21 protein-coding genes and 2 tRNA genes are annotated in these 24505 nt (G+C 61.3%); 16 read left to right on the forward strand and 7 right to left on the reverse strand.

From position 1 onward, the window contains the following. The first annotated feature begins 113 nt into the window (after positions 1–113). The 3 genes from TMS3_RS20315 to rmuC all read left to right on the forward strand — a co-directional run bounded on the left by TMS3_RS20315 (position 114) and on the right by rmuC (position 3571). Complete coding sequence (locus tag TMS3_RS20315) at positions 114–866, forward strand: RES family NAD+ phosphorylase (protein ID WP_025167130.1); 753 nt, start codon at positions 114–116, stop codon at positions 864–866. Between the two features lie 804 nt (positions 867–1670). After that, positions 1671–2018 (forward strand): tetratricopeptide repeat protein, encoded by a 348-nt coding sequence (locus TMS3_RS20320; RefSeq protein WP_051394280.1) that lies wholly within the window; start codon positions 1671–1673, stop codon positions 2016–2018. Positions 2019–2209: 191 nt separating this feature from the next. Continuing rightward, positions 2210–3571: a DNA recombination protein RmuC gene (gene rmuC, locus TMS3_RS20325; RefSeq protein WP_200929747.1), complete on the forward strand. Its 1362-nt coding sequence runs from the start codon at positions 2210–2212 to the stop codon at positions 3569–3571. A gap of 15 nt (positions 3572–3586) precedes the next feature. Here rmuC and TMS3_RS20330 read toward each other — a convergent pair whose 3' ends face one another. Beyond that, positions 3587–4843, reverse strand: coding sequence for an MgtC/SapB family protein (locus TMS3_RS20330; RefSeq protein WP_025167133.1), 1257 nt, complete (start codon positions 4841–4843; stop codon positions 3587–3589). 231 nt (positions 4844–5074) lie between these two features. Next, positions 5075–8554, reverse strand: coding sequence for a hybrid sensor histidine kinase/response regulator (locus tag TMS3_RS20335; protein ID WP_025167134.1), 3480 nt, complete (start codon positions 8552–8554; stop codon positions 5075–5077). Between the two features lie 250 nt (positions 8555–8804). Between TMS3_RS20335 and TMS3_RS20340 the strand changes: the two genes are divergently transcribed. From TMS3_RS20340 to TMS3_RS20360, 5 genes are all read left to right on the forward strand, one after another. After that, the gene (locus TMS3_RS20340; RefSeq protein ID WP_025167135.1) at positions 8805–9374 is read left to right on the forward strand and encodes a GNAT family N-acetyltransferase; all 570 of its coding nucleotides are present in this window, start codon (positions 8805–8807) and stop codon (positions 9372–9374) included. Positions 9375–9377: 3 nt separating this feature from the next. Continuing rightward, the gene (locus TMS3_RS20345) at positions 9378–10208 is read left to right on the forward strand and encodes an AraC family transcriptional regulator (RefSeq protein WP_025167136.1); all 831 of its coding nucleotides are present in this window, start codon (positions 9378–9380) and stop codon (positions 10206–10208) included. Positions 10209–10384: 176 nt separating this feature from the next. Then, on the forward strand, positions 10385–11107 hold the full coding sequence (locus tag TMS3_RS20350; RefSeq protein ID WP_025167137.1) for an AzlC family ABC transporter permease: 723 nt from the start codon (positions 10385–10387) through the stop codon (positions 11105–11107). After that, a complete protein-coding gene (locus TMS3_RS20355; protein WP_025167138.1) occupies positions 11107–11436 on the forward strand; it encodes an AzlD domain-containing protein in 330 nt (109 codons plus the stop codon). Before TMS3_RS20350 ends, TMS3_RS20355 begins: the two co-directional genes overlap by 1 nt. 165 nt (positions 11437–11601) lie before the next feature. Next, positions 11602–13479: an MFS transporter gene (locus TMS3_RS20360; protein WP_025167139.1), complete on the forward strand. Its 1878-nt coding sequence runs from the start codon at positions 11602–11604 to the stop codon at positions 13477–13479. Positions 13480–13626: 147 nt separating this feature from the next. On the opposite strand, the gene sugE is transcribed toward TMS3_RS20360, so the two are convergent. Then, a complete protein-coding gene (gene sugE / locus TMS3_RS20365) occupies positions 13627–13941 on the reverse strand; it encodes a quaternary ammonium compound efflux SMR transporter SugE (RefSeq protein ID WP_025167140.1) in 315 nt (104 codons plus the stop codon). Positions 13942–14240: 299 nt separating this feature from the next. Further along, positions 14241–15161, reverse strand: coding sequence for a recombination-associated protein RdgC (rdgC, locus tag TMS3_RS20370; RefSeq protein ID WP_025167141.1), 921 nt, complete (start codon positions 15159–15161; stop codon positions 14241–14243). A 162-nt stretch (positions 15162–15323) separates the two neighbouring features. Here rdgC and TMS3_RS20375 point away from each other — a divergent pair. The 4 genes from TMS3_RS20375 to TMS3_RS20390 all read left to right on the forward strand — a co-directional run bounded on the left by TMS3_RS20375 (position 15324) and on the right by TMS3_RS20390 (position 17221). Beyond that, a tRNA-Val gene (locus TMS3_RS20375) sits at positions 15324–15399 on the forward strand. 21 nt (positions 15400–15420) lie between these two features. Continuing rightward, positions 15421–15497 (forward strand) — tRNA-Asp (locus TMS3_RS20380). Between the two features lie 187 nt (positions 15498–15684). Beyond that, the gene (locus tag TMS3_RS20385; protein ID WP_025167142.1) at positions 15685–16404 is read left to right on the forward strand and encodes an FKBP-type peptidyl-prolyl cis-trans isomerase; all 720 of its coding nucleotides are present in this window, start codon (positions 15685–15687) and stop codon (positions 16402–16404) included. A gap of 367 nt (positions 16405–16771) precedes the next feature. Then, a complete protein-coding gene (locus tag TMS3_RS20390) occupies positions 16772–17221 on the forward strand; it encodes a YkvA family protein (RefSeq protein WP_025167143.1) in 450 nt (149 codons plus the stop codon). A 9-nt stretch (positions 17222–17230) separates the two neighbouring features. Here TMS3_RS20390 and TMS3_RS20395 read toward each other — a convergent pair whose 3' ends face one another. Continuing rightward, complete coding sequence (locus TMS3_RS20395; RefSeq protein WP_160321043.1) at positions 17231–17788, reverse strand: substrate-binding periplasmic protein; 558 nt, start codon at positions 17786–17788, stop codon at positions 17231–17233. A 296-nt stretch (positions 17789–18084) separates the two neighbouring features. Here TMS3_RS20395 and TMS3_RS20405 point away from each other — a divergent pair, with 296 nt between their 5' ends. The 3 genes from TMS3_RS20405 to TMS3_RS20415 are packed head-to-tail and all read left to right on the forward strand — an operon-like array spanning position 18085 to position 19232. Continuing rightward, a complete protein-coding gene (locus TMS3_RS20405) occupies positions 18085–18402 on the forward strand; it encodes a helix-turn-helix domain-containing protein (protein ID WP_025167144.1) in 318 nt (105 codons plus the stop codon). Beyond that, positions 18399–18764, forward strand: coding sequence for a hypothetical protein (locus TMS3_RS20410; protein WP_025167145.1), 366 nt, complete (start codon positions 18399–18401; stop codon positions 18762–18764). Before TMS3_RS20405 ends, TMS3_RS20410 begins: the two co-directional genes overlap by 4 nt. Beyond that, on the forward strand, positions 18765–19232 hold the full coding sequence (locus TMS3_RS20415) for an SEL1-like repeat protein (protein ID WP_025167146.1): 468 nt from the start codon (positions 18765–18767) through the stop codon (positions 19230–19232). Positions 19233–19459: 227 nt separating this feature from the next. Here TMS3_RS20415 and TMS3_RS20420 read toward each other — a convergent pair whose 3' ends face one another. After that, positions 19460–21220, reverse strand: coding sequence for a bifunctional diguanylate cyclase/phosphodiesterase (locus TMS3_RS20420; RefSeq protein ID WP_025167147.1), 1761 nt, complete (start codon positions 21218–21220; stop codon positions 19460–19462). Between the two features lie 98 nt (positions 21221–21318). Next, positions 21319–23403, reverse strand: a complete 2085-nt coding sequence (locus TMS3_RS20425; RefSeq protein ID WP_043301991.1) for a carboxy terminal-processing peptidase — start codon at positions 23401–23403, stop codon at positions 21319–21321. A gap of 128 nt (positions 23404–23531) precedes the next feature. On the opposite strand from TMS3_RS20425, the gene TMS3_RS20430 reads away from it, so the two are divergent. Then, on the forward strand, positions 23532–24497 hold the full coding sequence (locus TMS3_RS20430; protein ID WP_025167149.1) for an NAD(P)H-quinone oxidoreductase: 966 nt from the start codon (positions 23532–23534) through the stop codon (positions 24495–24497). The last annotated feature ends 8 nt before the right edge of the window (positions 24498–24505 follow it).

Below are 24505 nucleotides of genomic sequence, written 5' to 3' on the forward strand. Positions count from 1 at the left end.
AGGTGATGAAAAGCGACTGCGTATCGGCGCTGCGTTCTGTGAGCCGAAGCAGGTGCAAATGTGTCGGGACGGGTTGGGTTGTCGCGGGCCAATAACAATAAGGAACAGTCGCCATGGACATCTGGCAAGAGTGTCGAGGAGTCGAACAGGTCAAGCCCATACGCGGGCGCCTGGTGCGCCTGGTCGAGAGTCAGGAGCAAGTCGCCACCTTGCAGTTGGTAGATAGTCTGGTCGAACAGGCACTGTTGGAAGAGCTGCTGGAGACCAGTAAGCCACCCTTGCCTGAGAGTGCCGAGCCGCTGCATTACCTGCTGAAAACCCCGTTTCGTTATCCGCCGCTGCGCTGGGGATCACGCTTTGGCAGCGTGTATGAACCCAGCCTGTTTTACGCCGCCCTGCGTTTGGACACGGCGATGGCAGAAGCCGCCTATTACCGCTTTGTGCTGTGGGACGGCATGCTCAGTCCGCCGCCCAGTGCGCGCATCCTCTCCGAGCATGCGTCGTTCGAGGCGCGTTATCAGGTCGAACGTGGCATTCAGCTGCACAAGCCACCGTTCAACACCTGGCAAGAGGTGCTGAGTCATCCCAGCCATTATCGACCGACCCAGGCCTTGGGTGCGGCGATGCGCGAGGCCAGGGTCGAGGCCTTCGAGTACCGGTCCGCTCGCTGCCCCCTGGCGGGCCTCAACGTCGCGCTGTATGCCCCGCAAGCGTTGGCGGAAAAGCGTCCGCGTAACCTGCTGCCCTGGTTGTGCGAAACCACGGCGGACTACGTGGCGTTCAAAAGCGCACAAGCACCCGACACGCCACGTCTATTCCGTTGGGCTGACTTTCTGGTGGATGGACGCTTGCCGCTGCCAGCCTGAACGTCGAACTAGGAGCCTGTCGGACTTGACCGTCCGTAGCGAGGGAAAGTCAGTTTTGCTGATCTTTCGAGGCGAGTAGCGAGCTATTTAACGAGAAAGAGCGGCAAAGATGGGCAAGTCCGGCTTTTCCGCAGAGGCCAATGTTAAGTCCGACAGGCTCCAAGCAGGTCGTTGAAAAATGTAGCGAACGACGGCAGTTTCGGCATGCCCTTGGCGCTCGTTAAGCCGGGTGTTAGCCGCACGCGGATTGCTGGCTAATACTGCTCGCTGTATGAGATCGACCTGATCTGCGCCGTCTATGCTGGGCATTGGCCAGTATGGGGCGCCAAATAGAGCGGGTGCCTGTTGCCGAAGTGGCTGGTGTGTGAGCGGGTTTTGTTGTGCCAATGCGCTGCAACAGGGCATTTCAGACACCCAGCGAGAAAACTTGTGCACATTCGTGGGGCGCCTTGTCAAGGATGATTTTGTGATTGATGTAAATCCTTGATTCTCTTTGATGATTTTATAAGTCAATGAAAAATATGATTTTTTTGCGCTGGTGAAAAAAACGCCAGTTTGACTTCAGGCCCCATAGCATGGGCGATCGAGGCATCTGTCGGCATGTTATCCACTGAGTTATCCACAGCTTCTGTGGATTGTCTCAAGCGCTCGCTCTAGGGCGCGACAAAGGGTCGCTGGCAACGGCTTTACCTCTGCGAAAAAAAGAGTAGAGTGGCGCGCTTTTCCGGCTACCCGCTGTTTCTTATGCCTCGTGTGCTCCCTCGTGTAACTGCTGAATCTGCCTCCGCTCGTCCTCGCCTACCTATGCGCGTGGCTATCTGGTTGTTGGACAATCCACGTCTTGGAGATGCGCCGAGCGTGAAGCGTTTCGCCGGGCATTTGCTCAAACAACCAGCCCGTCAAGGCGTGGTGTTGGCGCAGAGTCGTTTGGGCCAGTTACTCTGTCGCGATTGTGGCAACACTCGCGACCGTCGCATGGGCGTAGATATGCTGCGTCAGGCCGCTCGTGCGGGCGACCGTCGCGCGCAGCTGGAGCTGGGTCGGTTCTACAGCCAGCCACAGATCAATGAATCACAGCAGGCTCGCCACTGGCTGGAGTCGGCGACCATGCAAGGTTCGCAAGAAGCCAAACACTTGCTGTCACGCCTCTGACCCTCACCTGACGCGCTCTGCGCGGGGCTGGGTATACTGCCCCGCATTCTTGTGCGGAGCTGCTTATGCCTCTCGATCTGCCCACTATGTTTCCTGCTCTGCTGCTCGGCCTAGTCGCTGCTGCCGTGCCTTTATTGGCGCTGGCTTGGTCGCTGCAGCGCCGCGCGGCCAATCTGGTCCTTGAGTCGAGCCTGCTGCAGGAGCGTCTGAATAGCGCGCAGTTGGCCCAGGCAGGCCTGAGCGCCCAGCTCGATGCGTGCCGCCAGGAGGTCGCCGAAATCGGCGAGATCAAGGCAGATCAGCAGGCTGAACTGGCCGCCCTGCGGCGTGAGACCGAGCTGTTGCAAAACGAACGACAGATTGCCCATGAGGCTGCCCAGGTCTGGCGCGGCCAGCGCGAGCAGCAGGAAGCTGAGTTGCGTCGTCTGGGTGCCGAGCGCGCCGCCTTGAGTGCCGAGTTGCGAGAGCAGCAGGATAACCATCAACAGCGCTTGAATGACTTGCAGGGGTCGCGCGATGAGTTGCGCGCGCAATTTGCCGAGCTGGCCGGGAAGATATTCGATGAGCGCGAGCAGCGCTTCGCCGAAACCAGTCAGCAGCGTCTCGGCCAATTGCTTGATCCACTCAAGGAGCGCATTCAGTCCTTCGAGAAGCGCGTCGAGGAAAGCTACCTGCAAGAGGCCCGCGAGCGCTTTTCTCTGGGCAAGGAACTGGAGCGCTTGCAGCAGCTCAACCAGCGTTTGGGCGATGAGGCGACCAATCTGACTCGCGCACTCAAAGGCCAGAAGACTCAGGGTAACTGGGGCGAGCTGGTGCTGGAGCGAGTGCTGGAGCATGCCGGGCTGGAAAAGGGTCGCGAATACCAGACCCAGGTCAGCCTGAAGAGCAGCGATGGCGAGCGCTTCCAGCCGGACGTGCTGATCCAGCTGCCTGGTGACAGGCAGGTGGTGGTGGATGCCAAGGTCAGTCTGACCGCCTATCAGCAGTTCGTCGTCGGCGAAGATGAGGGGCAGCGTCAGCAGGCGTTAAAGCAGCATGTACTGTCGCTGCGCAGCCATCTGAAAGGCTTGTCGCTGAAGGATTACCAACGCCTGGAAGGGCTGCACAGCCTGGATTTCGTCCTGCTCTTCGTGCCGATCGAAGCGGCCTTCGCGGCCGCCTTGCAGGCCGATCCGAATTTGTTTCAAGAGGCTTTCGATCAGCACATAGTGATCGTCAGCCCGACCACTTTGCTCGCCACCCTGCGGGTGATCGACAGCCTCTGGCGGCAGGAGCGGCAAAGCCAGAACGCCCGTGAGATCGCCGAGCGGGCCGGCGCCCTGTACGACAAGTTCGTCGCCTTCATCCAGGACCTGGATGAAGTTGGAGCGCGCTTGCAGCAGCTGGACAAAGCCTATGCCGCGGCGCGCAACAAGCTCTGTGATGGGCGCGGCAACATCGTCAGTCGAGTGGAAAACCTCAAGCTACTGGGCGCCCGCGCGAGCAAAAGCCTGCCGGTGGAGTTGCTGGAGCAGGCAGCCGGCGTGCCGTTGTTTGACGAGGCCGGTGAGTAGGGTGCGTCTCGCTGGTTAGCCCAGTAGCAAGATCGCGAGGCCCGCCAATAGCCCTGCGCCCATTACCGGCAGGGTGCGCAGGGCCAGCTGCTGTCCACCGATCATGGCGATCAGCAAGCCCTTGACCAAACTGTTACTCAGGACGGCGAGAAAGATGCCTTGCACTGCTACCTGGGCGCTCAGCTCTGCGTCGGCACTGCGCGCCAGGGATAGGGTGATGGCGTCGACATCGGTGAGCCCGGCGAGCAGCGCCACCAGGTAGACGCCGACCTCGCCGAGCCAGTGACGCGCGCCTTCGACGAGCAGCAGAATCAGCGCCAGCAACGCGGCAAAGCGCAACGCGGGGCCCAGCTCGAAGGGGTTCTTCAGCGGCGGTTCGGCGCTTTCCTCGCTTTCGCGATTGCTGCGCTGGAAGTAGGCCAGTGCGCCGCCTGCGTAAATCAGCATGGCCACGCTCAGCGGCCAGATCAGCTGCGGCAGCAGGCTCGGATTGATCAGACCTACCTCCAGCAGCACGCGCGGGAACATCAGCGCCGAGGTGGCCAGCAGCCCGCAGGCCAGCAAAGCCTGCAAGTTGCGCCCTTTATTCAGGCGGGCGAGGGTTACGGTCATCGCCGTGGAGGACACCACGCTGCCCAGCAGCGCAGTGATTATCAGGCCGCGACGAGTGCCGAGCAGGCGAATCGCCACGTAGGCGGCGAAACCGATGCTGGCGATCAGCACCACCATCCACCAGATGACGTAGGGGTTGAACGCCAGCCAGGGGCCATATCCCTGATTCGGTAGCGCCGGTAGCAGCACCAGGGAGATGAACAGCAGTTTCAGTGCGCCCAGTAGTTCGCTCTCGGTGAGGCTCCGCAGGGCGCCGTGCAGGGTGTGTTTGAGGCTCAGTAATAGCGCCACCGCTACCGCGCCGGCGGCGGCCAGTGGTGGATGTCCGGCTACCGCCAGGCTGCCGAGGAGAAAGGTGATCAGCAGTGCCACCTCGCTGGTCAGGCCTATGTCGCCATGTTGCAACTGATCGCCGACATAGGCGGCGAGCACCAGGGCGGCGAAACCGATGAACACCGCTGCCCACGCCGCCACGCCGAAATGCTCGCCGAGCAACATGGCGAAACCGCCGAGCAGCCCGCTCAGGCCGAAGGTGCGGATGCCTGCGGCCAGTCGCCCGTCCTCGGCGTTGCGTTCCTGCCAGCCGCGTTCGGCGCCAATCAGCAGGCCGGCGGCCAGTGCACTGGCGAAGTTCAGAAGGGTGTTTAAGGCTTCGAGCATGCTGCGTCCTGGCTGGGCGTGATGTGGGCAGTCTAGCCAGTGACCGGGGCGCAGGCTTGCGCGAGGTCAGGGTTATGTCGAATGTGGCAGCGGTCTTGCTCGCCAACAGCGCGCACTGCGCCACTGTGCCCAGTGGGTTCGCCTATAAGTCGTCCGGCACTTGGGGCTAATGCCCCAGGCGTGGTTGGCATCGACGAGGCGCCCGAGTGGCTTCAGCCACGCAGGCTTTGCTCAGCGTAGCGTCAGGTGGCGGCTGAGCAGGGCGCGCAGGGCCGCCGGCTTGACCGGCTTGGCCAGGTAGTCGAGACCCGCGGCGTGCACGGCGGCGATCAGTTCGGGTCGGCCGTCGGCGCTGATCACCACGCCAGGCAGCGGCTCGCCGAGTTCGCTACGCAGCCAGGCCATCAGTTCGGTGCCGGTTTCGCCTTCGTCGAGGTGGTAGTCGACCAGTGCCAGCTGTGGGCGCACGTCTTCACTGAGCAGGTGCTCGCATTCCAGGCGGTTGCGTGCGGTCCACACTTGGCAGCCCCAGCGCGACAACAGGCTGTGCATCCCGGTGAGAATGCTGTCTTCGTTGTCGATGCAGATCACCTGGGTGCCGGTCAGCGGCTGGCCGTTGAGCTCCTGGCCGTCGACCCGTTGTGGCGCCGGCAGCGGTGTTCGTGCCAAGGGCACGCTGACGCTGAACACGCTGCCCCGGCCGGGCCAGGAGCGCACTTGCAGGCTGTGATTGAGCACTCGGCAGAGACCGTCGGCAATCGCCAGGCCGAGGCCCAGGCCTTTCTCGGCGCGGGTCTGGTGGCTGTCGAGGCGCTTGAACTCCTCGAAGATTACCTTGCGTTTGTCTTCCGGGATGCCTGGGCCGCGATCCCACACCTCCAGGCGCAGCTGTCCGGCTTCATGGCGCACGCCGAGCAGCACTCGGCCCTTGGCGTAGCGGAAGGCGTTAGTCAGGAAGTTCTGCAGCACCCGGCGCAGCAGTTTGATGTCGCTGTCCACCCGCAGCGGGCTGCCGCGCAGGCGGAAGTCGATGCCCTGTTCGGCGGCCAGCACCTTGAACTCGGCACCGAGGGTGTCAAACAGGGTGTTCAGTGCAAAGGGGCTGCGAGCGGGGGTGATGCGGCCGTTTTCCAGGCGCGAGATATCCAGCAGGTCGCTGATCAGGTCTTCCGCCGAGTGCAACGAGCTGTCCAGGTGACGCACCAGATCCTGGGCCTCGCGGGGCAGGCCGTCATGTTGATGGGAAAGGGCGGCGGAAAACAGCCGGGCGGCATTGAGGGGTTGCATCAGGTCATGACTGACTGCGGCGAGGAAGCGGGTTTTCGACTGGTTGGCCGCCTCGGCGTGGGCCTTGGCTTCGCTCAGCGCCTGATTGAGCTGGGACAGTTCGTGGGTGCGTTCGGCAACCCGTTGTTCCAGGCCTTCGTTGGCGGCTTTGAGGGCGCGCTCGGCCTCGCGGAATTCGGTGATGTCGGTGAAGCTCATGACGAATCCGCCGCCCGGCATCGGGTTGCCGATCAGTTCGATGACCCGGCCGTTGGGGAAGGTCCGTTCGGAGCTGTGCGCGGTGCCCTGGCGCATCCAGTGCAGGCGCTTGTTGACGTGCTCTTCGACTGCGCCGCCGCCGAGCAGACCGCGCTCGGCGTTGAAACGAATGATTTCGGCAATCGGCCGGCCGAGGTAAATCAGGCCCTCGGGGTAGTCGAACAGCTCGATGTAGCGCGGATTCCAGGCCACCAGGCGCAGCGATTGATCGACTACGCTGATGCCCTGGGTGATGTTCTCGATGGCGCCCTGCAGCAAGGCGCGGTTGAACTGCAGCACCTGGGAGGCTTCGCCGACGATGCGCACCACATCCTCGACCTGCATTTCGCGCCCTTCGATGGCGGCCTTGACCACCGCGCGGGTCGATGAGGCGCCGAGCACACCGGCGAGCAGGCGTTCGGTGTGCGCGATCCACTCGCTGGTGGCCGGCAGGTTGGGGTTGAATGTTTTGCCCTGACGATTGGCGAAGCGGCTGAAGCTCAGCTCTGCTCGCTCCGCGCCGACGAAGCGACTGGCCAACAGCAGCAGGTCCTCGACCTGCACCGCCAGCAGGCTGCGGCTGCTGGGCTTGGCGCCGAAGTCATGGCCGATGAAACGGCCGGCCTGCCAATGCTCGGTGACCCGCGTGCGGGAGAAGTAGGAGACCCAAGCGAACAGCAGGAAGTTGCCGGCCAGCGACAGCACCACGCCGCGATTCAAGGGGTCGATGTCCAGGCCGATGGGAGCGTACAGCAAGCCTTGCAGGCCGGGGATGCTTGCCAGTGGCCAGTTCATGCTGCGCGCCAGCAGGGGCAGGACCAGGGTGTAAAACCAGATCAGCGAGCCGACGCCCAGGCCGGCGAACACCCCGCGGCGGTTGGCCTGCTTCCACACCAGGGCGCCGAACATGGCGGGCGCCAACTGGCCGATGGCGGCGAAGGAGATCTGTCCGATGGTCGCCAGGCTGGTGTTGGAGCCGAGCAATCGATAGCACACATAGGCCAGCAGCAGGATCAGCACGATGCTGACTCGTCGCGCGGTGAGCATCCAGTGGCGAAACGCCTCGAACGGCCGCTCGGTGTTCTGCCGGCGGAGCAGCCAGGGCAGCAGCATGTCGTTGGAGATCATGGTCGACAGTGCCACCGAGGCGACGATGACCATGCCGGTGGCTGCCGAGGCGCCGCCGATAAAGGCCAGCACGGCCAGGACCGGGTGGGCTTCGGCGAGCGGCAGGCTGATCACGAAGGAGTCCGGAATCACCCCGGTCGGCAGCAGCATCTGTCCGGCCAGGGCGATGGGCACAACGAACAGCGCGGCGAGCACCAGGTAGGCGGGAAATACCCAGCGGGCGATACGCAGATCCCTTGGCTCGATGTTCTCCACCACGGTGACATGGAACTGGCGCGGCAGGCAGATGATGGCAATCATCGCCATGCCTGTTTGCACCAGCATCGCAGGCCAGTTCACCGCCTCGGCCCAGAATTCGTCGAGTGCCGGAGTGGCCGCGGCCCGGTCGAGCAGGTCGGCGTAACCGTTGTACAGGCCGTAGGTGACGAAGGTGCCGACGGCGAGAAAGGCCAGCAACTTGACCAGCGCCTCGAAGGCGATGGCCAGCACCATGCCGCGGTGGTGTTCGGTGACGTCCAGGTTGCGCGTGCCGAACAGGATGGTGAACAACGCCAGCACCAGCGACACGATCAGTGCAGTGTCCTGGGCGCGGGTGCCGGTGGACACGGCGCCGGCACCGCTCAGCAGGTTGAACCCGAGGACGATGCCCTTGAGCTGCAGGGCGATGTAGGGCAGTACGCCGACCAGGCAGATCAGCGCCACCACCACGGCCAGCGCTTGCGACTTGCCATAACGCGCAGCGATGAAGTCGGCGATCGAGGTGATGTTCTCTTGCTTGCTGATCATCACCATCTTTTGCAATACCCAGGGGGCGAACAGCATCAGGATGATCGGTCCCAGGTAGATCGGCAGGAACGACCAGAGCTGCTCGGCGGCCTGGCCAACCGCGCCGAAAAAGGTCCAGCTGGTGCAATAGACGGCCAGAGACAGACTGTAGACCCAGGCGCGCACGCGCGGTGACAGGGGCGCGCGGCGGCGATCGCCATAAAAGGCGATGGCGAACAGGATGGCCATATAGATCAGGGCAACTGCGGCGATCAGCCCGCTGGACAACGACATGCACACTCCGACAGCAAACTATGTGGGGCTTCTTCGGTCGAAGCTGCAAGCCAATCATGGCGCCAGCCCAGAGCGAGAATATATTGCAAACGATCCCCCTACAGTGTCGCAGCAAAGTGTCGCGCCGTCAGGCACGACCAAGGTCGCAAGTGCCTGAGGTAGGGGCGTTGCCGCAGAATTTCGAGAATTGTCTAGGGGCTTCGGCCCTGTTAGCGTGGCGTGCTTGCGTCTATGTCCGAGGAGGGGTCCCATGTTCAGGCCGCAACTGATTACCCTGCAGCGCGGCGCGTTACGTATCGAGCCGATGGTCGATGCGGATATTCCGGCACTGGTGACCCTGGCCGAAGCCAATCGCCAGGAACTGATGTACATGAGTGGCGCGCTACGGCTGGACTGGTACCGGCTCGGCCTGACCGAACAGCGTGAGGGCAAAGCGTTGCCGTTCGTCATTCGCCTCGGTGAGCAACTGGTCGGCACCACGCGCTTCGGTGAGTTCCTGCCGACCTTGCCGGCGGCGGAAATCGGCTGGACCTGGCTCGACCGTAGCCAGCACGGCAGCGGGCTGAACGATTCGGTGAAGTACCTGATGCTGCGCCACGCCTTCGAGACCTGGCGGATGGTGCGGGTGCAGCTGAAAACCGCGGCGAGCAATCTGCGTTCGCAGCGCGCCATCGAAAAACTCGGGGCGCAGCGCGAGGGCGTGCTGCGCAATCATCGCCGGCTGGCCGACGGGCGCCTGGACGACAGCGTGCTGTACAGCATTACCGATCAGCAATGGCCGCTGGTTAAACAGCAATTGGAGGCGCGTTTCAGCGGTTGAGCGATGGCGCAGGGAGGCAGCGAGCACACACGTTTCTGGCAGTCCCGCGAGTTGGGCGGCATTGAGCTGCTGCACGCGCATTATATTGAGCAGTGTTTTACGCCGCATGTGCACGAGGGATTCGTATTCACCGTAATAGAGCAGGGCGCTCAACGGTTCAGGCATCGTGGTACCGATCACCTGGCGCCGGCCGGCAGTATGGTGTTGATCAATCCGGACGAACTGCACACGGGCTCAAAAGCCCATGAGTATGGCTGGCGCTATCGCGCCTTCTACCCCGAAGTGTCGCAGGTGAGCTGCGTGTTGCAGGAGCTGGAGCTCGGCCAGGCAGGTTTGCCCGGCTTCGCCGACAGCGTGTTGCATGACCCTTTGCTGGGGCAATGCTTCGCCGAGTTGCACTGTCTATTGGATAGCCAGACCAGCGCCTTGCAACAACAGACGGCATGGCGCGAAGCAATCCTGCTGTTGTTTCAGCGCCATGCACGGATTCCCCAGGTGGCGACGCCTGGCCGTGAGCCACAGGCGGTGGCTCGGGCCAAAGAGCTGCTGGCCAGCCAGTTGGCCGAGCCACCCTCGTTGGAGCAGTTGGCGGCGGCGGTCAATCTCTCGCCTTTTCACTTCGCCCGGGTATTCCGTCGGGCCACCGGCCTGCCGCCGCATGCCTGGCTCAAGCAGCGGCGTCTGGAGCAGGCGCGGGCCTTGCTCAGAAGCGGCCGCACGCCGCTGAGCGTGGCCATGCAGTTGGGTTTTGCCGATCAGAGCCACCTCACCCGGCAGTTCAAGCAGGCCTATGGCGTCGGCCCGGCTGAGTACCGCAACGCCAGTATCAGGTAATCGCTCTCAGCCGCCATGCTGTGGCAGCGGCCTTGGCCGCGATACGGGCTGAGCAGACCAGTGTGGCCAAAGCCTACTGCATAGTAGTTGTTTGTGAGCGCTGCAGGGGCAGGTGCGCAAGATCGTTCAAGACGGCTGGAGGGCAGAGCGGTAGGCTTTCGAGTCGGAGGACGACCATGACCCGCTCGCAAGAATTCACCCAAGGTGCCCGCGACATGCTGCCGATGCTGCTCGGCGCCATTCCGTTTGGCATCATTTTTGGCAGTCTGGCCGGTAGCGCCGGGCTGAGTACCTGGCAGGCCCTGGGCATGTCGTTGCTGGTGTTCGCCGGTTCGGCGCAGTTCATCGCCCTCAGCCTGCTTGGCGCCGGTGCCGGGTTGACCGTGCTATTGCTCACAACCTTGGTGGTCAACCTGCGCCACGCGCTCTACAGCGCCAGCCTGCAACCCTTCGTGCGTCACCTACCCAAGCGCTGGCGTGTGCCGCTGGCCTTCTGGCTGACTGATGAGGCCTACGCAGTGGTAGTGCATCGCTATGCCGACAGCGATCCGCTGGCTGATGCCTCGCCCAACAAGCACTGGTACTTCCTCGGCGCCGCCCTGGCGATGTACCTGAATTGGCAGCTGTGCACCCTGGTCGGCGTGCTGTTTGGCCAGAGCGTGCCGAACCTCGAAGCCTGGGGGCTGGATTTCGCCATGCTCGCCACCTTTATTGGCATCGTCGTGCCGATGCTGCGCAACCGGCCACAGGTCGCAGCAGCATTGGTGGCGAGTGCAGTGGCCCTGGCTTGTCATGCACTGCCGTACAAACTCGGCCTGATGGCGGCGGCGTTCAGCGGGATTGTCGTGGGCGTGCTGCTGGAGCGGCGTAATGAGCGGCTTATCGAGGAGCACTCATGATGGACAATTGGTTGCTGATTCTCGGCATGCTGGCGATCACCTTCGCCACGCGCTACAGCCTATTCGCCTTTCCCGACTTGCGCTTTCCGCCGTTGGTGCGCCAAGGCCTGCACTACGTGCCGACCGCGGTGCTGAGCGCCATCGTGGTGCCCGGCATGTTGCTCCCGGACGGCGAGCACTGGGCGCTGCGCCTGGATAACGCCTACCTGCTGGCGGGGCTGGCGGCCATCGCCATCGCCGCGCTCACGCGTAACCTGCTGGCGACCATTGGCGGTGGTTTCCTGTGCTTCTTCCTGTTGCGCTGGGCCTTGGGTCAATTGCCGCTGTGAGCTGAAGCCGTTTTGCCGGCAGGGCGGCAAAAGTCGCCGATCCTTGTGGCTTTACGCCGGGTGAGTGCAGTCCAATGCTGGACGGGTGCCAAACGCCCGTTAACAGGCTTTCGCGGCCTGATAGGTTTTCCCGGCCCTGTCGGCCCACTGCCAGGAACATGGACGATGACCCAACAATCACAATTCAGCCTGCTGGGGAAAAAGCGCTTCCTGCCGTTTTTCCTGACTCAGTTGCTCGGTGCTTTCAATGACAACATCTTCAAGCAGTCATTGATTCTCGCAATCCTGTTCAAGTTGAGCGTCAGCGCGGACCGCGCCCTGTTGATCAACCTTTGCGCCTTGCTGTTTATCCTGCCGTTCTTCCTGTTCTCCGCGCTCGGCGGGCAATTCGGTGAAAAGTTCGCCAAGGACGGGTTGATCCGCAAGATCAAGTTCGCCGAGATCCTGATCATGCTGATCGGCGCCGCTGGGGTGTTGCTGGATAACCTGCCGCTGATGCTGCTGGTGCTGTTCGCCATGGGCACCCAGTCGGCGCTGTTCGGCCCGGTCAAGTATTCGATCCTGCCGCAGCACCTGCGCGAGGAGGAGTTGATTGGCGGTAACGCGCTGGTCGAGATGGGCACCTTCCTGGCGATTCTTGCCGGCACCATAGGAGCCGGGGTGATCATGGCCAGCAGCGCATACGCCAGTCTGGTCGCCGGCTCGGTGGTGCTGGTGGCGCTGCTCGGCTATCTGGCCAGCCGTGGCATCCCGCGTGCCGCTGCAGCCATGCCGGAGCTGGTGTTGGACTGGAACATCCTGCGCCAGTCCTGGGGCATCATGCGGCTGGGGTTGAAGGAACAACCGGTCTCGGTATCGCGTTCGCTGGTCGGCAACTCCTGGTTCTGGTTTCTCGGCGCGGTGTACCTGACGCAGATCCCGGCCTACGCCAAGGAGTGGTTGTACGGCGACGAGAGCGTGGTGACCCTGATTCTCACGGTGTTCTCGCTGGGCATCGGCCTGGGCTCGATGCTCTGCGAGCGCATGTCCGGGCACAAGGTGGAGATCGGTCTGGTGCCGTTCGGCTCGATCGGTCTGACCCTGTTCGGCATTCTGCTCTGGTGGCACTCCGGCGGCTTCCCACAGGCCGAGCAGGCGCACGATTGGCTGGGGGTGTTGGCGCAAGGCCAGGCCTGGTGGGTTCTCGGTTCGATCCTTGGCATCGGTTTGTTCGGCGGCTTCTACATCGTGCCGCTGTATGCCCTGATCCAGTCACGTACTGCGGAGCACGAGCGGGCGCGGGTGATCGCGGCCAACAACATCCTCAACGCCTTGTTCATGGTCGCCTCGGCGATCGCCTCGATCCTGTTTCTCAGCGTGGCCGAGCTGTCGATTCCCCAGCTGTTTCTGGTCATCTCGCTGATGAACATCGCGGTCAACAGCTACATCTTCAAGATCGTGCCCGAGTTCAGCATGCGTTTCCTGATCTGGCTGCTCGGTCATTCGATGTACCGCGTCGAGCACAAGGGGCTGGAGGCCATCCCCGATGAAGGCGCCGCGGTGCTGGTGTGCAACCACGTGTCCTTCGTCGATGCCCTGCTGATCGGCGGTGCGGTGCGTCGGCCGGTGCGCTTCGTCATGTACTACAAGATCTACAACCTGCCGCTGCTCAACTTCATCTTCCGTACCGCCGGTACAGTGCCGATTGCCGGGCGCAACGAGGATCTGCTGATCTACGACGCGGCGTTCAAGAAAATCGCCGAATACCTGCGCAACGGCGAGTTGGTGTGCATCTTCCCGGAAGGCAAGCTGACCGCCGATGGCGAGCTTAACGAGTTCAAGGGCGGCATCGAGCGTATCCTTGGGGAGAACCCGGTGCCGGTGATCCCCATGGCGTTGCAAGGTCTGTGGGGTAGTTTCTTCAGCCGTGATCCTGAGAAGGGGTTTTTCAAACGCTTGTGGTCGCGGATCAGGCTGGTGGCGGGTGCGCCGCTTAGTCCTGAACTCGCGGACCGCCAAGTATTGCAGGCGCAGGTGGCCGAGTTACGTGGTGAGCTGCGCTGAGTGGCCTGGATAAATAACTGTCGCTGGTAAGCGTATCCACGCGTGCGCAGGGCAGAAAGAGCAGTTTAGGCCGCTTCTAGCCCTGCGGGGGCGCGACTGTTATGCGGGAATTGCGTTAACCGCTTGTTGCTGAGCAGGCGGGGTGAGTCAGTGGCTTAGCTTCAGTCCAAGCAGGCCGCAGACGATCAGCGCCACGCTGGCCAGGCGAATCAGTGCCATGGATTCGCCGAAGAGGATGATCCCCGCGATCACTGTGCCGACAGCGCCGACGCCGGTCCAGATTGCATAGGCAGTGCCCAGCGGCAATTCCTTCATCGCCAGGCCGAGCAGGCTCAGGCTGACGATCATCGCCGCGACAGTCAGCAGGGTTGGTAGTGGGCGAGTGAAGCCGTCGGTGTACTTCAGGCCGACAGCCCAGCCGACTTCGAACAGGCCGGCGAAAAACAGAATGATCCAGGACATGAAGGCCTCCACTTGGACGGTGATGGTGGGGCCGTCCCCGGATGATCACTGCAATAGTGTGAGGTCGTCCTCATGTCGTGCGCTATTTTGCACAGTTCGATTGCTTGTACAAGCGCTGGCGGATTAGCGGACCCTGGGGAGGGGATTCAGGTGCTGTCCGGCAGTCCGCAAGCCAGGCCTGCCTGATAATCGGCGATTTTTCCGCTGATTGGATGCCTGGCCAACCGAGCCTGCGACGCAGGCTTAAGGTAAGTGCAGGGCGCAAGCCAGATGCAGCCTGGCTCGCGCAGGCGCAGGACTTAGATGCCTTGTGGTGTGTCTTCACCGCCCAGCGCTACGAACAGCGCCGGGAGGAACTCGACGAAGGTCATCATCATCAGGGTGAAGCTGGCATCCAGCTGACCGAGGGCATCTTCGCCGCCATCCTGTTCGGCCTGGTCCTGTAGCAGGTCCTCAAAACGCAGGCGCTTGACCACCAGCTTGTCGTCGAGCATGAAGGACAGTTTGTCCTGCCAGGCCAGAGACAGCAGGGTGACCTGTTTGCCGGCGGTCATGTGCAGCTGGATTTCGTCGCTGGTCAGATCCTGACGCTTGCAGCGCACCACGCCGCCATCTTCATGGGTGTCACGCAATTCGCATTCATCGAGCACGGTGAAGTCGGCTGCGGCTTGTTGCGACTTGACCCAGTCGGTCATAGTCGCGCTTGGGGCGATCTTCACGGTCAGCGGCCGCACTGGTAGCGAGCCAATGGCCTCGCGCAGGGTGGAGAGCAGGTCTTCCGCGCGCTTCGGGCTGGAGGCGTCGACCAGGATCAGGCCCTGGGCCGGGGCGATGGCGGCGAAAGTTGCCGACTTGCGGATAAAGGCACGCGGCAGAAAAGTCTGCACGATCTCATCCTTGAGCTGGTCACGCTCTTTCTTGTAGACCTTGCGCATCTGCTCGGCCTCGATCTCGTCGACCTTCTCCTTCAGCGCATCGCGCACCACGCTGCCGGGCAGGATGCGTTCTTCCTTGCGCGCGGCGATCAACAAGAAGCCCTGGCTGTTATGCACCAGTGGTGCATCGGCGCCTTTGCCGAAGGGGGCGATGAAGCCATAGGTGGTCAGCTCCTGGCTGGCGCACGGGCGAGCCGGCTTGGCGGCCAGTGCGGCTTCAAGTGCCTCGGCATCGAACGGGACGTTTTGGGTGAGGCGGTAAACCAGCAGGTTGCGAAACCACATGAGGGGGTGACTCTCCATTAACGCAAAGCGCGCATTATTCCCCCCCTTTGTGTCTCAGGCCAACCCTGCGCTAAGCCTTTGCTATAACGATAAAAAATTTTCTAATGAGTGCTTGCCAAGCTGCGGATGGCTGTCTAGAATGCGCCCCACTTCGAGAGTGAAGGGTGATTAGCTCAGCTGGGAGAGCATCTGCCTTACAAGCAGAGGGTCGGCGGTTCGATCCCGTCATCACCCACCAAACTCGCTTTTGAGGTTACGCGCAGCGGTAGTTCAGTTGGTTAGAATACCGGCCTGTCACGCCGGGGGTCGCGGGTTCGAGTCCCGTCCGCTGCGCCATTTTCCCCCTCGCTTCACCTCTGCAATACCTCTTTCGCGGCGCTCGCCGCAATATTCTTAAAAACCTCTAAGCACCTGAACTTATACGCATTTCTTGGTTCGTATCCTGGTAGCCAGTGATTGCGGCGGCCTGCTAAGCTCGCGCCTTCACTCGATTGCCCTAGGGCGCTCCGAACAAGGAATAAGCATGAAACAGCATCGTTTAGCGGCGGCGGTCGCCCTGGTGGGCTTGGTTCTCGCAGGTTGTGATTCGCAAACCAGCGTCGAACTGGAAACGCCGGCGCAGAAAGCCTCATATGGCATTGGTCTGAACATGGGCAAGAGCCTGGCTCAGGAAGGCATGGATGACCTGGACTCGAAAGCCGTTGCGCAGGGCATCGAAGATGCCATCGGCAAGAAAGAGCAGCGTCTGAAGGATGAGGAGCTGGCCGAGGCTTTTGGCTTCCTGCAGAAGCGCTCTGAAGAGCGCATGGCTAAACTGAACGAAGAGTCGGCCAAGGCCGGCAAGACCTTCCTCGCCGAGAACGGCAAGCGCGAGGGTGTGGTTACCACAGATTCCGGTTTGCAGTATGAAGTGTTGACCAAGGCTGATGGTGCTCAGCCGAAAGCCACTGACGTGGTAACTGTGCACTATGAAGGCAAGCTGACCGACGGCAGCGTGTTCGACAGCTCGATTCAGCGTGGCAGCCCGATCGATCTGCCGGTCAACGGTGTGATTCCGGGTTGGGTCGAAGGCTTGCAGCTGATGCATGTGGGTGAGAAGTACAAACTCTACATTCCAAGCGAGCTGGCCTATGGCGAGCAAAGCCCGACCCCGGCGATTCCAGCCAACGCAGTGCTGGTGTTCGACCTGGAGCTTCTGAGTATCAAGGATTCGGCTGCCAAGGATGCTGCCACCGAGGAATGATGTAGCTAGCCTAACAACAACGCCCCGTCTCGACGGGGCGTTGTTGTTTTTAGGGTTTAAAAACCAATCGGGAGCTGACTGGGGAGTCTGAAAAGAGCTATTGCGGACCGTCGATGTTACGGTTATGCACATTTCGTCAGTTGCGCGCATTGACCTGTTGTGGGGCTTCTATATAAATCCTTTGCAATTTATAAGTTATTGATTTTATTGATTTTTATTACCTGGATAAAAAATGCCCGATCTGTGGTCAGGCCTCATGGGCTGGGCGTTTGCTAGGCTAATTCAGAATCTGTTCACAAGGTTATCCACAGCTTTAGTGGATAACCCGAGCCAACCCAGTCAGCATGCGGGCTGACAAGGAGTGACGATGAAAGCTCCGTGGAATTTTGCGCGTTACCTGCCCTTGGCCCAACGCTTTCTGACTCGTGGCAGGTTACCCAGCTTACTTTTGGCTGTGGCGGTTAAGAGCGGCAAACAGGGCAAGCGCTTCGCCGGTCTCAAAGAGGATCTGCGATTGCTGCAGGGGCTCTGCGTGGCTTGGTGGCGTGGCGAGTATCGGGCGATCAGTTCTCAGGCGTTATTAGCGGTAGTGGGAGCCTTGCTCTATTTCGTGACGCCGCTGGATGCAATGCCGGACTGGCTGATTGGAGTGGGCTTGATTGATGATCTGGCTGTATTAGCCTGGGTGCTGCGTACCTGGAACGATGAGCTGCTGGCCTTTCGTGCTTGGCGAGAAGCGCAGGCGCCCAGTAGGCTCGAGCTCATCGAGCGGCTGCCGGGTGATGAGGACTTGGCATTACAAACGCCGCAGTCCTGATGCCGGCATTCAGGCTTCGCCATTGAGCGGGCGGGCAATCACGCCTTCGTCACGCAGTCCTTGCAGCACCTCATTCAGGCGTTCGGCGCTGATCGGTGAGTGTGGACTGTAGACGCAGGGTAGGTCGTAGCGTTGGATAACCCACGAGCCGATGTTCAGAGGCAGTTCGGGGTGTTTGCCCAGTGCATGATTCAGGGAGCGACGCATGTCGATGATCGCATCGATACGCTGCTTGCTCAGCAGGTACAGGTTGGTGCCGAGCTCCCGGCTGTCCTGGCGAGTTACCCGCTTACGGGCAAAGGCTTCCATCAGTGCCGTGTTGTAGACATAGCCGAGTCGAGTGCCGAGTACTTTACCGTGTAACTCCTTCAGGCTGCTGATCGGTGGCTGCTGGCGGTGCAACAGCAGCACATCGTCTTCCTGATAGAGCATGGATGACCAGTGGTAGCGTTGTGGCTCGGCTAGCCATTCTGGATTGTTGTTGCAGATAACATGAATGCGCCCGCGTTGGATGAACTTCTCAACCCGTTTGTTAGGTGTTTCGACGAAGCGTATCGCTACCCCCAAACGTTGGCTGGTCAGGGTGCCGAGTCGATGGGTGAAGCCACCCTGCAGTTCTTGGTTCTTGACCTCGACCTAGGGCATGCCATCGGCCATGGCGAACCCCCAACGCAGCTCTTGCGCGGTGCCCCACGCGCTCCAGCAACCAAGCAGCAGGATTGGCAGTACACGCAAAGAGACACTCCGGCAGCATCATTCGAGTAAGTGCAAGGCAGTATAGATCACGACCTTTTGCTCATCGGACTGTTAAGATAGCGGGCCTGCACGGAGCGGTGAGTACTGCTTCCCATGGAGAGTCGAAGATGAGTGTGCAAGTAATCAAACGTGACGGCGAGCCCGAGTATGCGGTGCTGCCTTGGGCGGACTACCAGGTGTTGCTACAGGCCGCTGGCCGTGCAACGCAGGTGCCTGAGTCGGCAGCCGATGCCAGGCCGGGGCTGAGTCAGCTGACAGGCTTGCGCGAAGCGAAGGGGCTATCACTGGAAGAGTTGGCGCGTACTGTGGGCATCAGCCCCCATTATCTCGGGATGATCGAAAGCGGCGAGCGCCAACCGGATGCGGCTATTCAACGCTCCCTGGCGTGGACGCTGGGTGTGGCAGGCTGGGAGTCGGCATCGTGAGTGTGAGTATCAGTCGCCAGCATTGGCAAGCGTTGCTCGGCGAGTTGGAAAACGCTCGGCGTCAGCGTCATCTGCTGACCTACCGGGCGCTGATCGAGCGCTTGGCCCTGCCAACGCCGGCGATGCAGACCCTGACCGCTGCGCTGGAGCATTTAGCTGCGCTGGATGCGAGTGCAGAGCGGCCGCTGCGCAGTGCGCTGGTCATCAGTCAAGGCGCCAGCCGTTTGCCGCGTACCGGTTTCTTCGATTGCGTGACCCGACTCGGCCGCTTTGGCGGTGCTTCGGATGGCGTTGCGGCGGCCTCCTGGCATGCTTCCGAAGTGGTGCGGGTGTTCGAGTTCAGCTACCCCGAGGAAGACTAGGTGCTGTGGCACCTGCGCGCGCGTATCAGTTACATCATCGCTCGACGGCTGTTTCACTGGTCGTGGTTGGTCAAGCAACCGCGCGGTTGGCGCTGGCTGGAAGGGCAATTCGCGCGCATGGCCAACTTGGGCGATGTTGCGGCGCAGAGTTTTTACGGGCATATCCTGTTGTTTCGCGGCCAAGGCCTGGGCGCCCGTGAGGAGGGCATTCGTCTGCTGCGCCTGGCCGCCACGGCTGGCGATGGCAAGGCTGCTTATCAGCTCGGTGCGTTGAGCCTGGCCGGCGATACCCGGCAAGCACCGGATGGGCTTCAAGCCGCAGGCTGGTGGTCGATGGCGGCTGCCGCCGGTCACCCCTTGGCCGCCCAGCGCCTGGCCGATCTCTACCGAGACGGCGCTTCCGGCTTGCCGGCTGATAGTGAACAAGCTGAGTGCTTTGCTCGGCGGGCGCGCGAGTTGGGGCTGTAGCGTAGCTAGGAGCCTGTCGGACTTAACGCTGCCCTACTGTGGAAAAGCCGGATTTGTCCATTTTTTCCGCTCTTTCTCGTTAAATAGCTCGCTATTCGTCTCGAAAGATCAGCAAAACTGACTCAAATCGAACTTTCCCTCGCTACGGACGGTCAAGTCCGACAGGCTCCTAGGTTGGCGCTACGCTCGGCAGCGTCCAGTCGCGGGTCTCATCCCCTGTAAGTCTTCTAGGCCGACAGTTTCTGCGTGTCGATGAAATGCAGGCTGTAACCCGGCACTGCCTTGGCGTGGCGCTTGGCTTCCGAGGCCAGACTGGCCAGTTGACCAGCATCCAGTTCTGCGCATTGCTCGGGGCGTAAATGCACCACGCCGAGGGACAGTGATAACAGCGGAAACTCCTGGCGCTGGCCCTGGCGATTATGCGCGGTAATGCAACCGGCCTGCAGGTGCTCATCGCGGTAGAAACGTCGGCACTGGCCTTGAAAGTCTTCCAGCAGCCGATTCAGTCGGGTACGCCAGTCCACCGAACCGAGCACCAGCAGGAAGTCGTCGCCACCGATATGGCCGACGAAGTCGCGCGCGGGGTCGACCCGTTCGTTCAGGCATTGCGCCAGACACAGCAGTACTTCGTCGCCTTTGGCATAGCCGTAGAGGTCGTTGAACGGCTTGAAGCTATCGATATCCACGTAGCAGATCACCGCTTCGCGGCTCTGTTGCAGCAGGCGGGTCAGGCACTGCTGGATAGGCACGTTGCCCGGCAGCATGGTCAGCGGGTTGGCGTAACGGGCCTGCTGGATTTTCAGTTCGGTAATCAGTTTGAGCACATCGATCACCCGACCGAGTCCCTGATAGCAGCCGTTCCGAGTAATGATGAAGTCTTCTTCGACGCGCTGGCGTGCACGGCTGGTGAGCAGGCGGCTGACCTGCTGCAGAGACTGACCCAGTTCGACGGCGAGAAAATCATCGCTCATCAGGCGGCTGATCGGTTTGCGCGCGAACAACTCGGTGGCGAAGGGTTTCAATAAGATGTCCGATAGCGAGTGGCGATGGACGATGCCAACCGGCTGCTGTTGCTCGTTGAGTACTGCCAGGGAGTTGAGGTTGGCCTGTGCGCGAAAGGCTTCCAGTACCTCGGCGGTCGGGGTGTCATGGGTCACGGCTGCTTGCTGGTTGAGCAGTGCGGTCAGGTCGCAACCATCGTCACTCAAGGCCGATGTCGTGTTGTCGAGTTTCGGCAGCAGGTCGCGTGCATCGCGTGGCGGTTGTTCCTGGGGGCGGCTGAGTAAATAGCCCTGCAGCAGGTCGACGCCCATCTCCGAGAGCACACTGAGCTCTTCAGGCAGCTCGATGCCTTCGGCGATCACCGTGGCCCGCGAGGCTTTGGCCATTTGCAAGATCGAGCCGACGAACTCACGCTTGACCGCATCCAGGTGAATGCCGTCGATGAAGTGGCGATCGATTTTCACATAGTCCGGGCGCAGCTCTGACCACAGGCGCAAGCTCGAGTAGCCAGCTCCCAGGTCGTCCAGGGCGATGGAAAAGCCCATGGCGCGGTAGTGGTGCAGGGCGGTGTCGAGCAGAGCGAAGTCCTCGGTGGGCGATTGCTCGGTTAGTTCGATCACTACCTGGCTCGGTGGAATACCCAAACTCTGTAGCAGTTGCAGGGTACGGCCTGGCTGGTGGCTGGGTTCTAATAGCGAATCCGGGGAGACATTGAGGAACAGCTTGCCTTCCAGTTTCAACTCGCTGAAGCGCCGGCAGGCACTTGCACGGCAAGCCAGCTCCAGTTCGCTCAGGCGCCCGGCGTGACGCGCCACCGCGAACAGGTTGATCGGCGAATGCAGCGGGCTGTTGGATGGGCCGCGGGTCAGGGCCTCGTAGCCAAGGATGCGTCGTTCAGAGAGGGAGACGATGGGTTGAAACAGGCTATGCAAATCGCCATGTGCGAGGATGTGGCCCAGAGCGCTCAACTGCTCGGTGACGGTCATGGTGGGTCTCGATATCCAGAAAAAGCGAAGGGGCTGATAGTGTTATCAGCCCCCTGCATTTCACGACAGATCGATGACTATTTGATGACAGTGAGACGTTAGTGCTTTGCCACAGGGGTTTCGAGGCCCAGGTAGTCGAGCAGGATGTGCCCGGTCTCGGCGAGGAAGGCATCATCCTCGGGCTTGGACTTCTTGTCTTCGGCCGCTAGCGCCTCTTCATCTTCTTCTTTCTTCAGTTCGCTGAGCAGCGCCTCGCCTTTGGCTTTGCGGCGGCTGTTCTCTATGACCAGTTGCTGCGCCTCGATGTCGGCCTGCTGCGCACGACGTTTGGTTTCGTTGAGGCTGACCGTGGTTTCGTTCATCAGCTTCTGTGCCAGGCTCAGGCGATCACGAGTGAAGGTGAAGTCCGGGTTCTTCGCCGTACGGTTGTCGTAGCGGGTTTTCAGCTCGGCCAGGAAGGGTTTGATCGAGTCCAGTTCGGGCTTGATCGCCGGGCGGATGCTGTCCCAGGGCAAGGCTTCTGGCAGCGCGCTCTCGCCGATTTCTTTGGTGTCCATCACGTCGGGGTACTGGATATCGGGAATCACGCCCTGGTGCTGGGTGCTTTGTCCCGATACGCGGTAAAACTTGGCCAGGGTCAGCTTCAGCTCGCCGTGGTTGAGGGGCTGGATGGTCTGCACCGTGCCTTTACCGAACGTCTGGCCGCCGAGAATCAGGGCGCGGTGATAGTCCTGCATGGCACCGGCAAAAATCTCCGACGCCGAAGCGGACAGGCGGTTAACCAGTACGGCCATTGGGCCGCTGTAGAAAGTGCCGGCATCGTCGTCGGCCAGTACGTCAACTCGACCGTCGCTGTTACGCACCAGTACGGTAGGCCCCTGATCGATAAACAGCCCGGTCAGCTCGGTGGCTTCCTGCAGTGAGCCGCCGCCGTTGTTACGCAGGTCGATGACCACACCGTCGACTTTCTCTGCCTGCAGTTCGCTGAGCAGGCGTTTGACGTCGCGGGTGGTGCTTTTGTAATTCGGGTCACCGGCGCGGAAGGCCTTGAAGTCCAGGTAGAAAGCAGGGATCTCGATGACGCCCAGCTTATAGTCACGGTCTTCGTGCTTGAGTTTGAGTACCGAGGACTTCGCCGCTTGCTCTTCCAGTTTGACCGACTCACGGGTGATGTTGACGATCTTGCTGGTCTGGTCGTTTGGCGCATTGCTTGCCGGAATCACTTCCAGGCGCACTTTCGAGCCTTTCGGGCCACGGATCAGTTTGACCACTTCATCGAGACGCCAGCCGATCACGTCGACCATCTCGTCGTCGCCCTGGGCGACGCCGATGATTTTGTCCGTCGGAGCGATTTGCTTGCTCTTCTCGGCCGGCCCGGCGGGCACCAGGCGCACTACCTTGACGTACTCGTTATCGCTTTGCAGTACTGCGCCAATACCTTCCAGCGACAGGCTCATATTGATATCGAAGTTCTCCGCGTTGTCCGGGGAGAGGTAAGTGGTGTGCGGGTCGTAGGTCATGGCGAAGGCGTTGATGTAGGCCTGGAACACGTCTTCACCGCGGGTTTGCTGCAGGCGCGACAGTTGGCTCTGGTAGCGCTTGGTCAGTAACTCCTGAATGGCCTTCGGCTCTTTGCCGGCAATTTTCAAGCGCAGCACTTCATCTTTCACGCGCTTGCGCCAGAGGTCATCCAGCTCGGCGAGGTCCTTGACCCAAGGGGCCTTCTCGCGATCAATCAGCAGGCTTTCATCGACGCTGAAGTCGATGGTATCGACACCTTTATCCAGCATCTTCAGGGCAAATTGCAGACGCCCTTGCAAGCGCTCCAAGTGACGTTTGTAGATGGCGAAACCAGGTTCCAGGTTGCCACCTTTGAGGAAGTCGTCGAACTTGGTGCGCCACTGCTCGAACTCGGCGATATCACCCGCGGTGAAATAGCTGCGCGACGGATCGAGGAACTTCAGGTAACCCTCGTAGATCTTCGCGGAGCGCTCGTCATTGAGTGGCGGCTTGCTGTAATGATGGCGCTTCAGCAGTTCCACGACATTCAGGCTGGCAATTACTTGCTCGCGACTTGGTTGCAGGTATTCCCAGGAATCGGTGGTGCTGGTTTTCGCGGCCAGTGGCAGTGCACTTAGACCGATGGCCAGGGCGAGGGTGGCGCTGAACAGTGAACGCTTCATGCTGAGTCGACGTGGAGGCTGTTGATAACGCATATTAGGCCATCTTTAAGGGCGCCTGGTTCCATCGGCGCAATGCAAAAGCCCGACGATCAGCGCCGGGCCCGGTTTAAATGCACTATGGAGGCAGCGTGAAGGCATTGCAAGGCGTTGAAGGGCGTGTGGAATGGGCGGATCAGCCCACCCCGGCCTGTGATGTAGGGGAAATTCGCATTCGCGTGGCGGCCGCAGGGTTGAATCGAGCCGACCTGTTGCAGTGTGCCGGGCTGTACCCACCCCCGCCGGGAGCCAGCGAAGTGCTTGGCCTGGAGTGTGCGGGTATCGTCAGCGAGGTCGGTGCCGGCTGCGACTGGAAGGTCGGGGATCGGGTTTGCGCCTTGTTGTCTGGTGGCGGCATGGCCGAAGAGGTGGTGATCGATGCGCGACACGCCTTGCCGGTGCCGGAAGGTGTGTTGTTGCATGAGGCAGCGGCGTTGCCGGAGGTCTATGCCACCGCCTGGCTCAATCTGTTTCAATTGGCTGGGCTGAAACCGGGCGAGAAGGTGTTGCTGCATGCCGGTGCCAGTGGCGTGGGCTCGGCGGCGATCCAGCTGTGCAAGGCCTTCGGCAACCCGTGTTGGGTCAGCGTCGGGTCGGCCGAGCGCTTGTCTTACTGCGAAGCGCTGGGCGCTCAGGGTGGCGTACTGAGAGGCGGTGACGAGCTGCACAGTCTGCGCGATTTCGGCCCCTTCGATGTGATTCTCGACCCGGTCGGCGGCGACTATGCTGCGCTCAACCTGGAGCTGCTGGCTCGTGATGGACGCTGGCTGAATATCGGCCTGATGGGCGGGCGCAAGGCCGAACTGGATCTGGCGCTGCTGTTGGGCAAGCGCATTCAACTGATCGGCTCGACCCTGCGTAATCGCGACGATCAGTTCAAAGCCGACCTCATGCACGACCTGCTGCAGCACCTGTGGCCGCTGTTTGCCGAGGGGCGACTCAAGCCGCAACTGGCGCGCAGCTTTGCGATCGAGGATGCACAAGAGGCCTTTACCGCGCTGGCGAGTAATCAGATCAACGGCAAACTGGTGTTGCTGGTCGATGACAGCCTGAGTTAAGGGCGATG

Origin of the sequence: Pseudomonas taeanensis MS-3 (assembly GCF_000498575.2) — a bacterium.
Taxonomy (GTDB): domain Bacteria; phylum Pseudomonadota; class Gammaproteobacteria; order Pseudomonadales; family Pseudomonadaceae; genus Aquipseudomonas; species Aquipseudomonas taeanensis.

Bases quoted from the DNA above. Each gene is read 5' to 3' on its own strand.
- TMS3_RS20315 (WP_025167130.1), top strand. From the start codon at position 114: ATGGACATCTGGCAAGAGTGTCGAGGAGTCGAACAGGTCAAGCCCATA.
- TMS3_RS20320 (WP_051394280.1), top strand. From the start codon at position 1,671: ATGCGCGTGGCTATCTGGTTGTTGGACAATCCACGTCTTGGAGATGCG.
- TMS3_RS20330 (WP_025167133.1), bottom strand. From the start codon at position 4,843: ATGCTCGAAGCCTTAAACACCCTTCTGAACTTCGCCAGTGCACTGGCC.
- TMS3_RS20335 (WP_025167134.1), bottom strand. From the start codon at position 8,554: ATGTCGTTGTCCAGCGGGCTGATCGCCGCAGTTGCCCTGATCTATATG.
- TMS3_RS20340 (WP_025167135.1), top strand. From the start codon at position 8,805: ATGTTCAGGCCGCAACTGATTACCCTGCAGCGCGGCGCGTTACGTATC.
- TMS3_RS20345 (WP_025167136.1), top strand. From the start codon at position 9,378: ATGGCGCAGGGAGGCAGCGAGCACACACGTTTCTGGCAGTCCCGCGAG.
- TMS3_RS20350 (WP_025167137.1), top strand. From the start codon at position 10,385: ATGACCCGCTCGCAAGAATTCACCCAAGGTGCCCGCGACATGCTGCCG.
- TMS3_RS20355 (WP_025167138.1), top strand. From the start codon at position 11,107: ATGGACAATTGGTTGCTGATTCTCGGCATGCTGGCGATCACCTTCGCC.
- TMS3_RS20360 (WP_025167139.1), top strand. From the start codon at position 11,602: ATGACCCAACAATCACAATTCAGCCTGCTGGGGAAAAAGCGCTTCCTG.
- sugE (WP_025167140.1), bottom strand. From the start codon at position 13,941: ATGTCCTGGATCATTCTGTTTTTCGCCGGCCTGTTCGAAGTCGGCTGG.
- rdgC (WP_025167141.1), bottom strand. From the start codon at position 15,161: ATGTGGTTTCGCAACCTGCTGGTTTACCGCCTCACCCAAAACGTCCCG.
- TMS3_RS20385 (WP_025167142.1), top strand. From the start codon at position 15,685: ATGAAACAGCATCGTTTAGCGGCGGCGGTCGCCCTGGTGGGCTTGGTT.
- TMS3_RS20390 (WP_025167143.1), top strand. From the start codon at position 16,772: ATGAAAGCTCCGTGGAATTTTGCGCGTTACCTGCCCTTGGCCCAACGC.
- TMS3_RS20405 (WP_025167144.1), top strand. From the start codon at position 18,085: ATGAGTGTGCAAGTAATCAAACGTGACGGCGAGCCCGAGTATGCGGTG.
- TMS3_RS20420 (WP_025167147.1), bottom strand. From the start codon at position 21,220: ATGACCGTCACCGAGCAGTTGAGCGCTCTGGGCCACATCCTCGCACAT.
- TMS3_RS20425 (WP_043301991.1), bottom strand. From the start codon at position 23,403: ATGAAGCGTTCACTGTTCAGCGCCACCCTCGCCCTGGCCATCGGTCTA.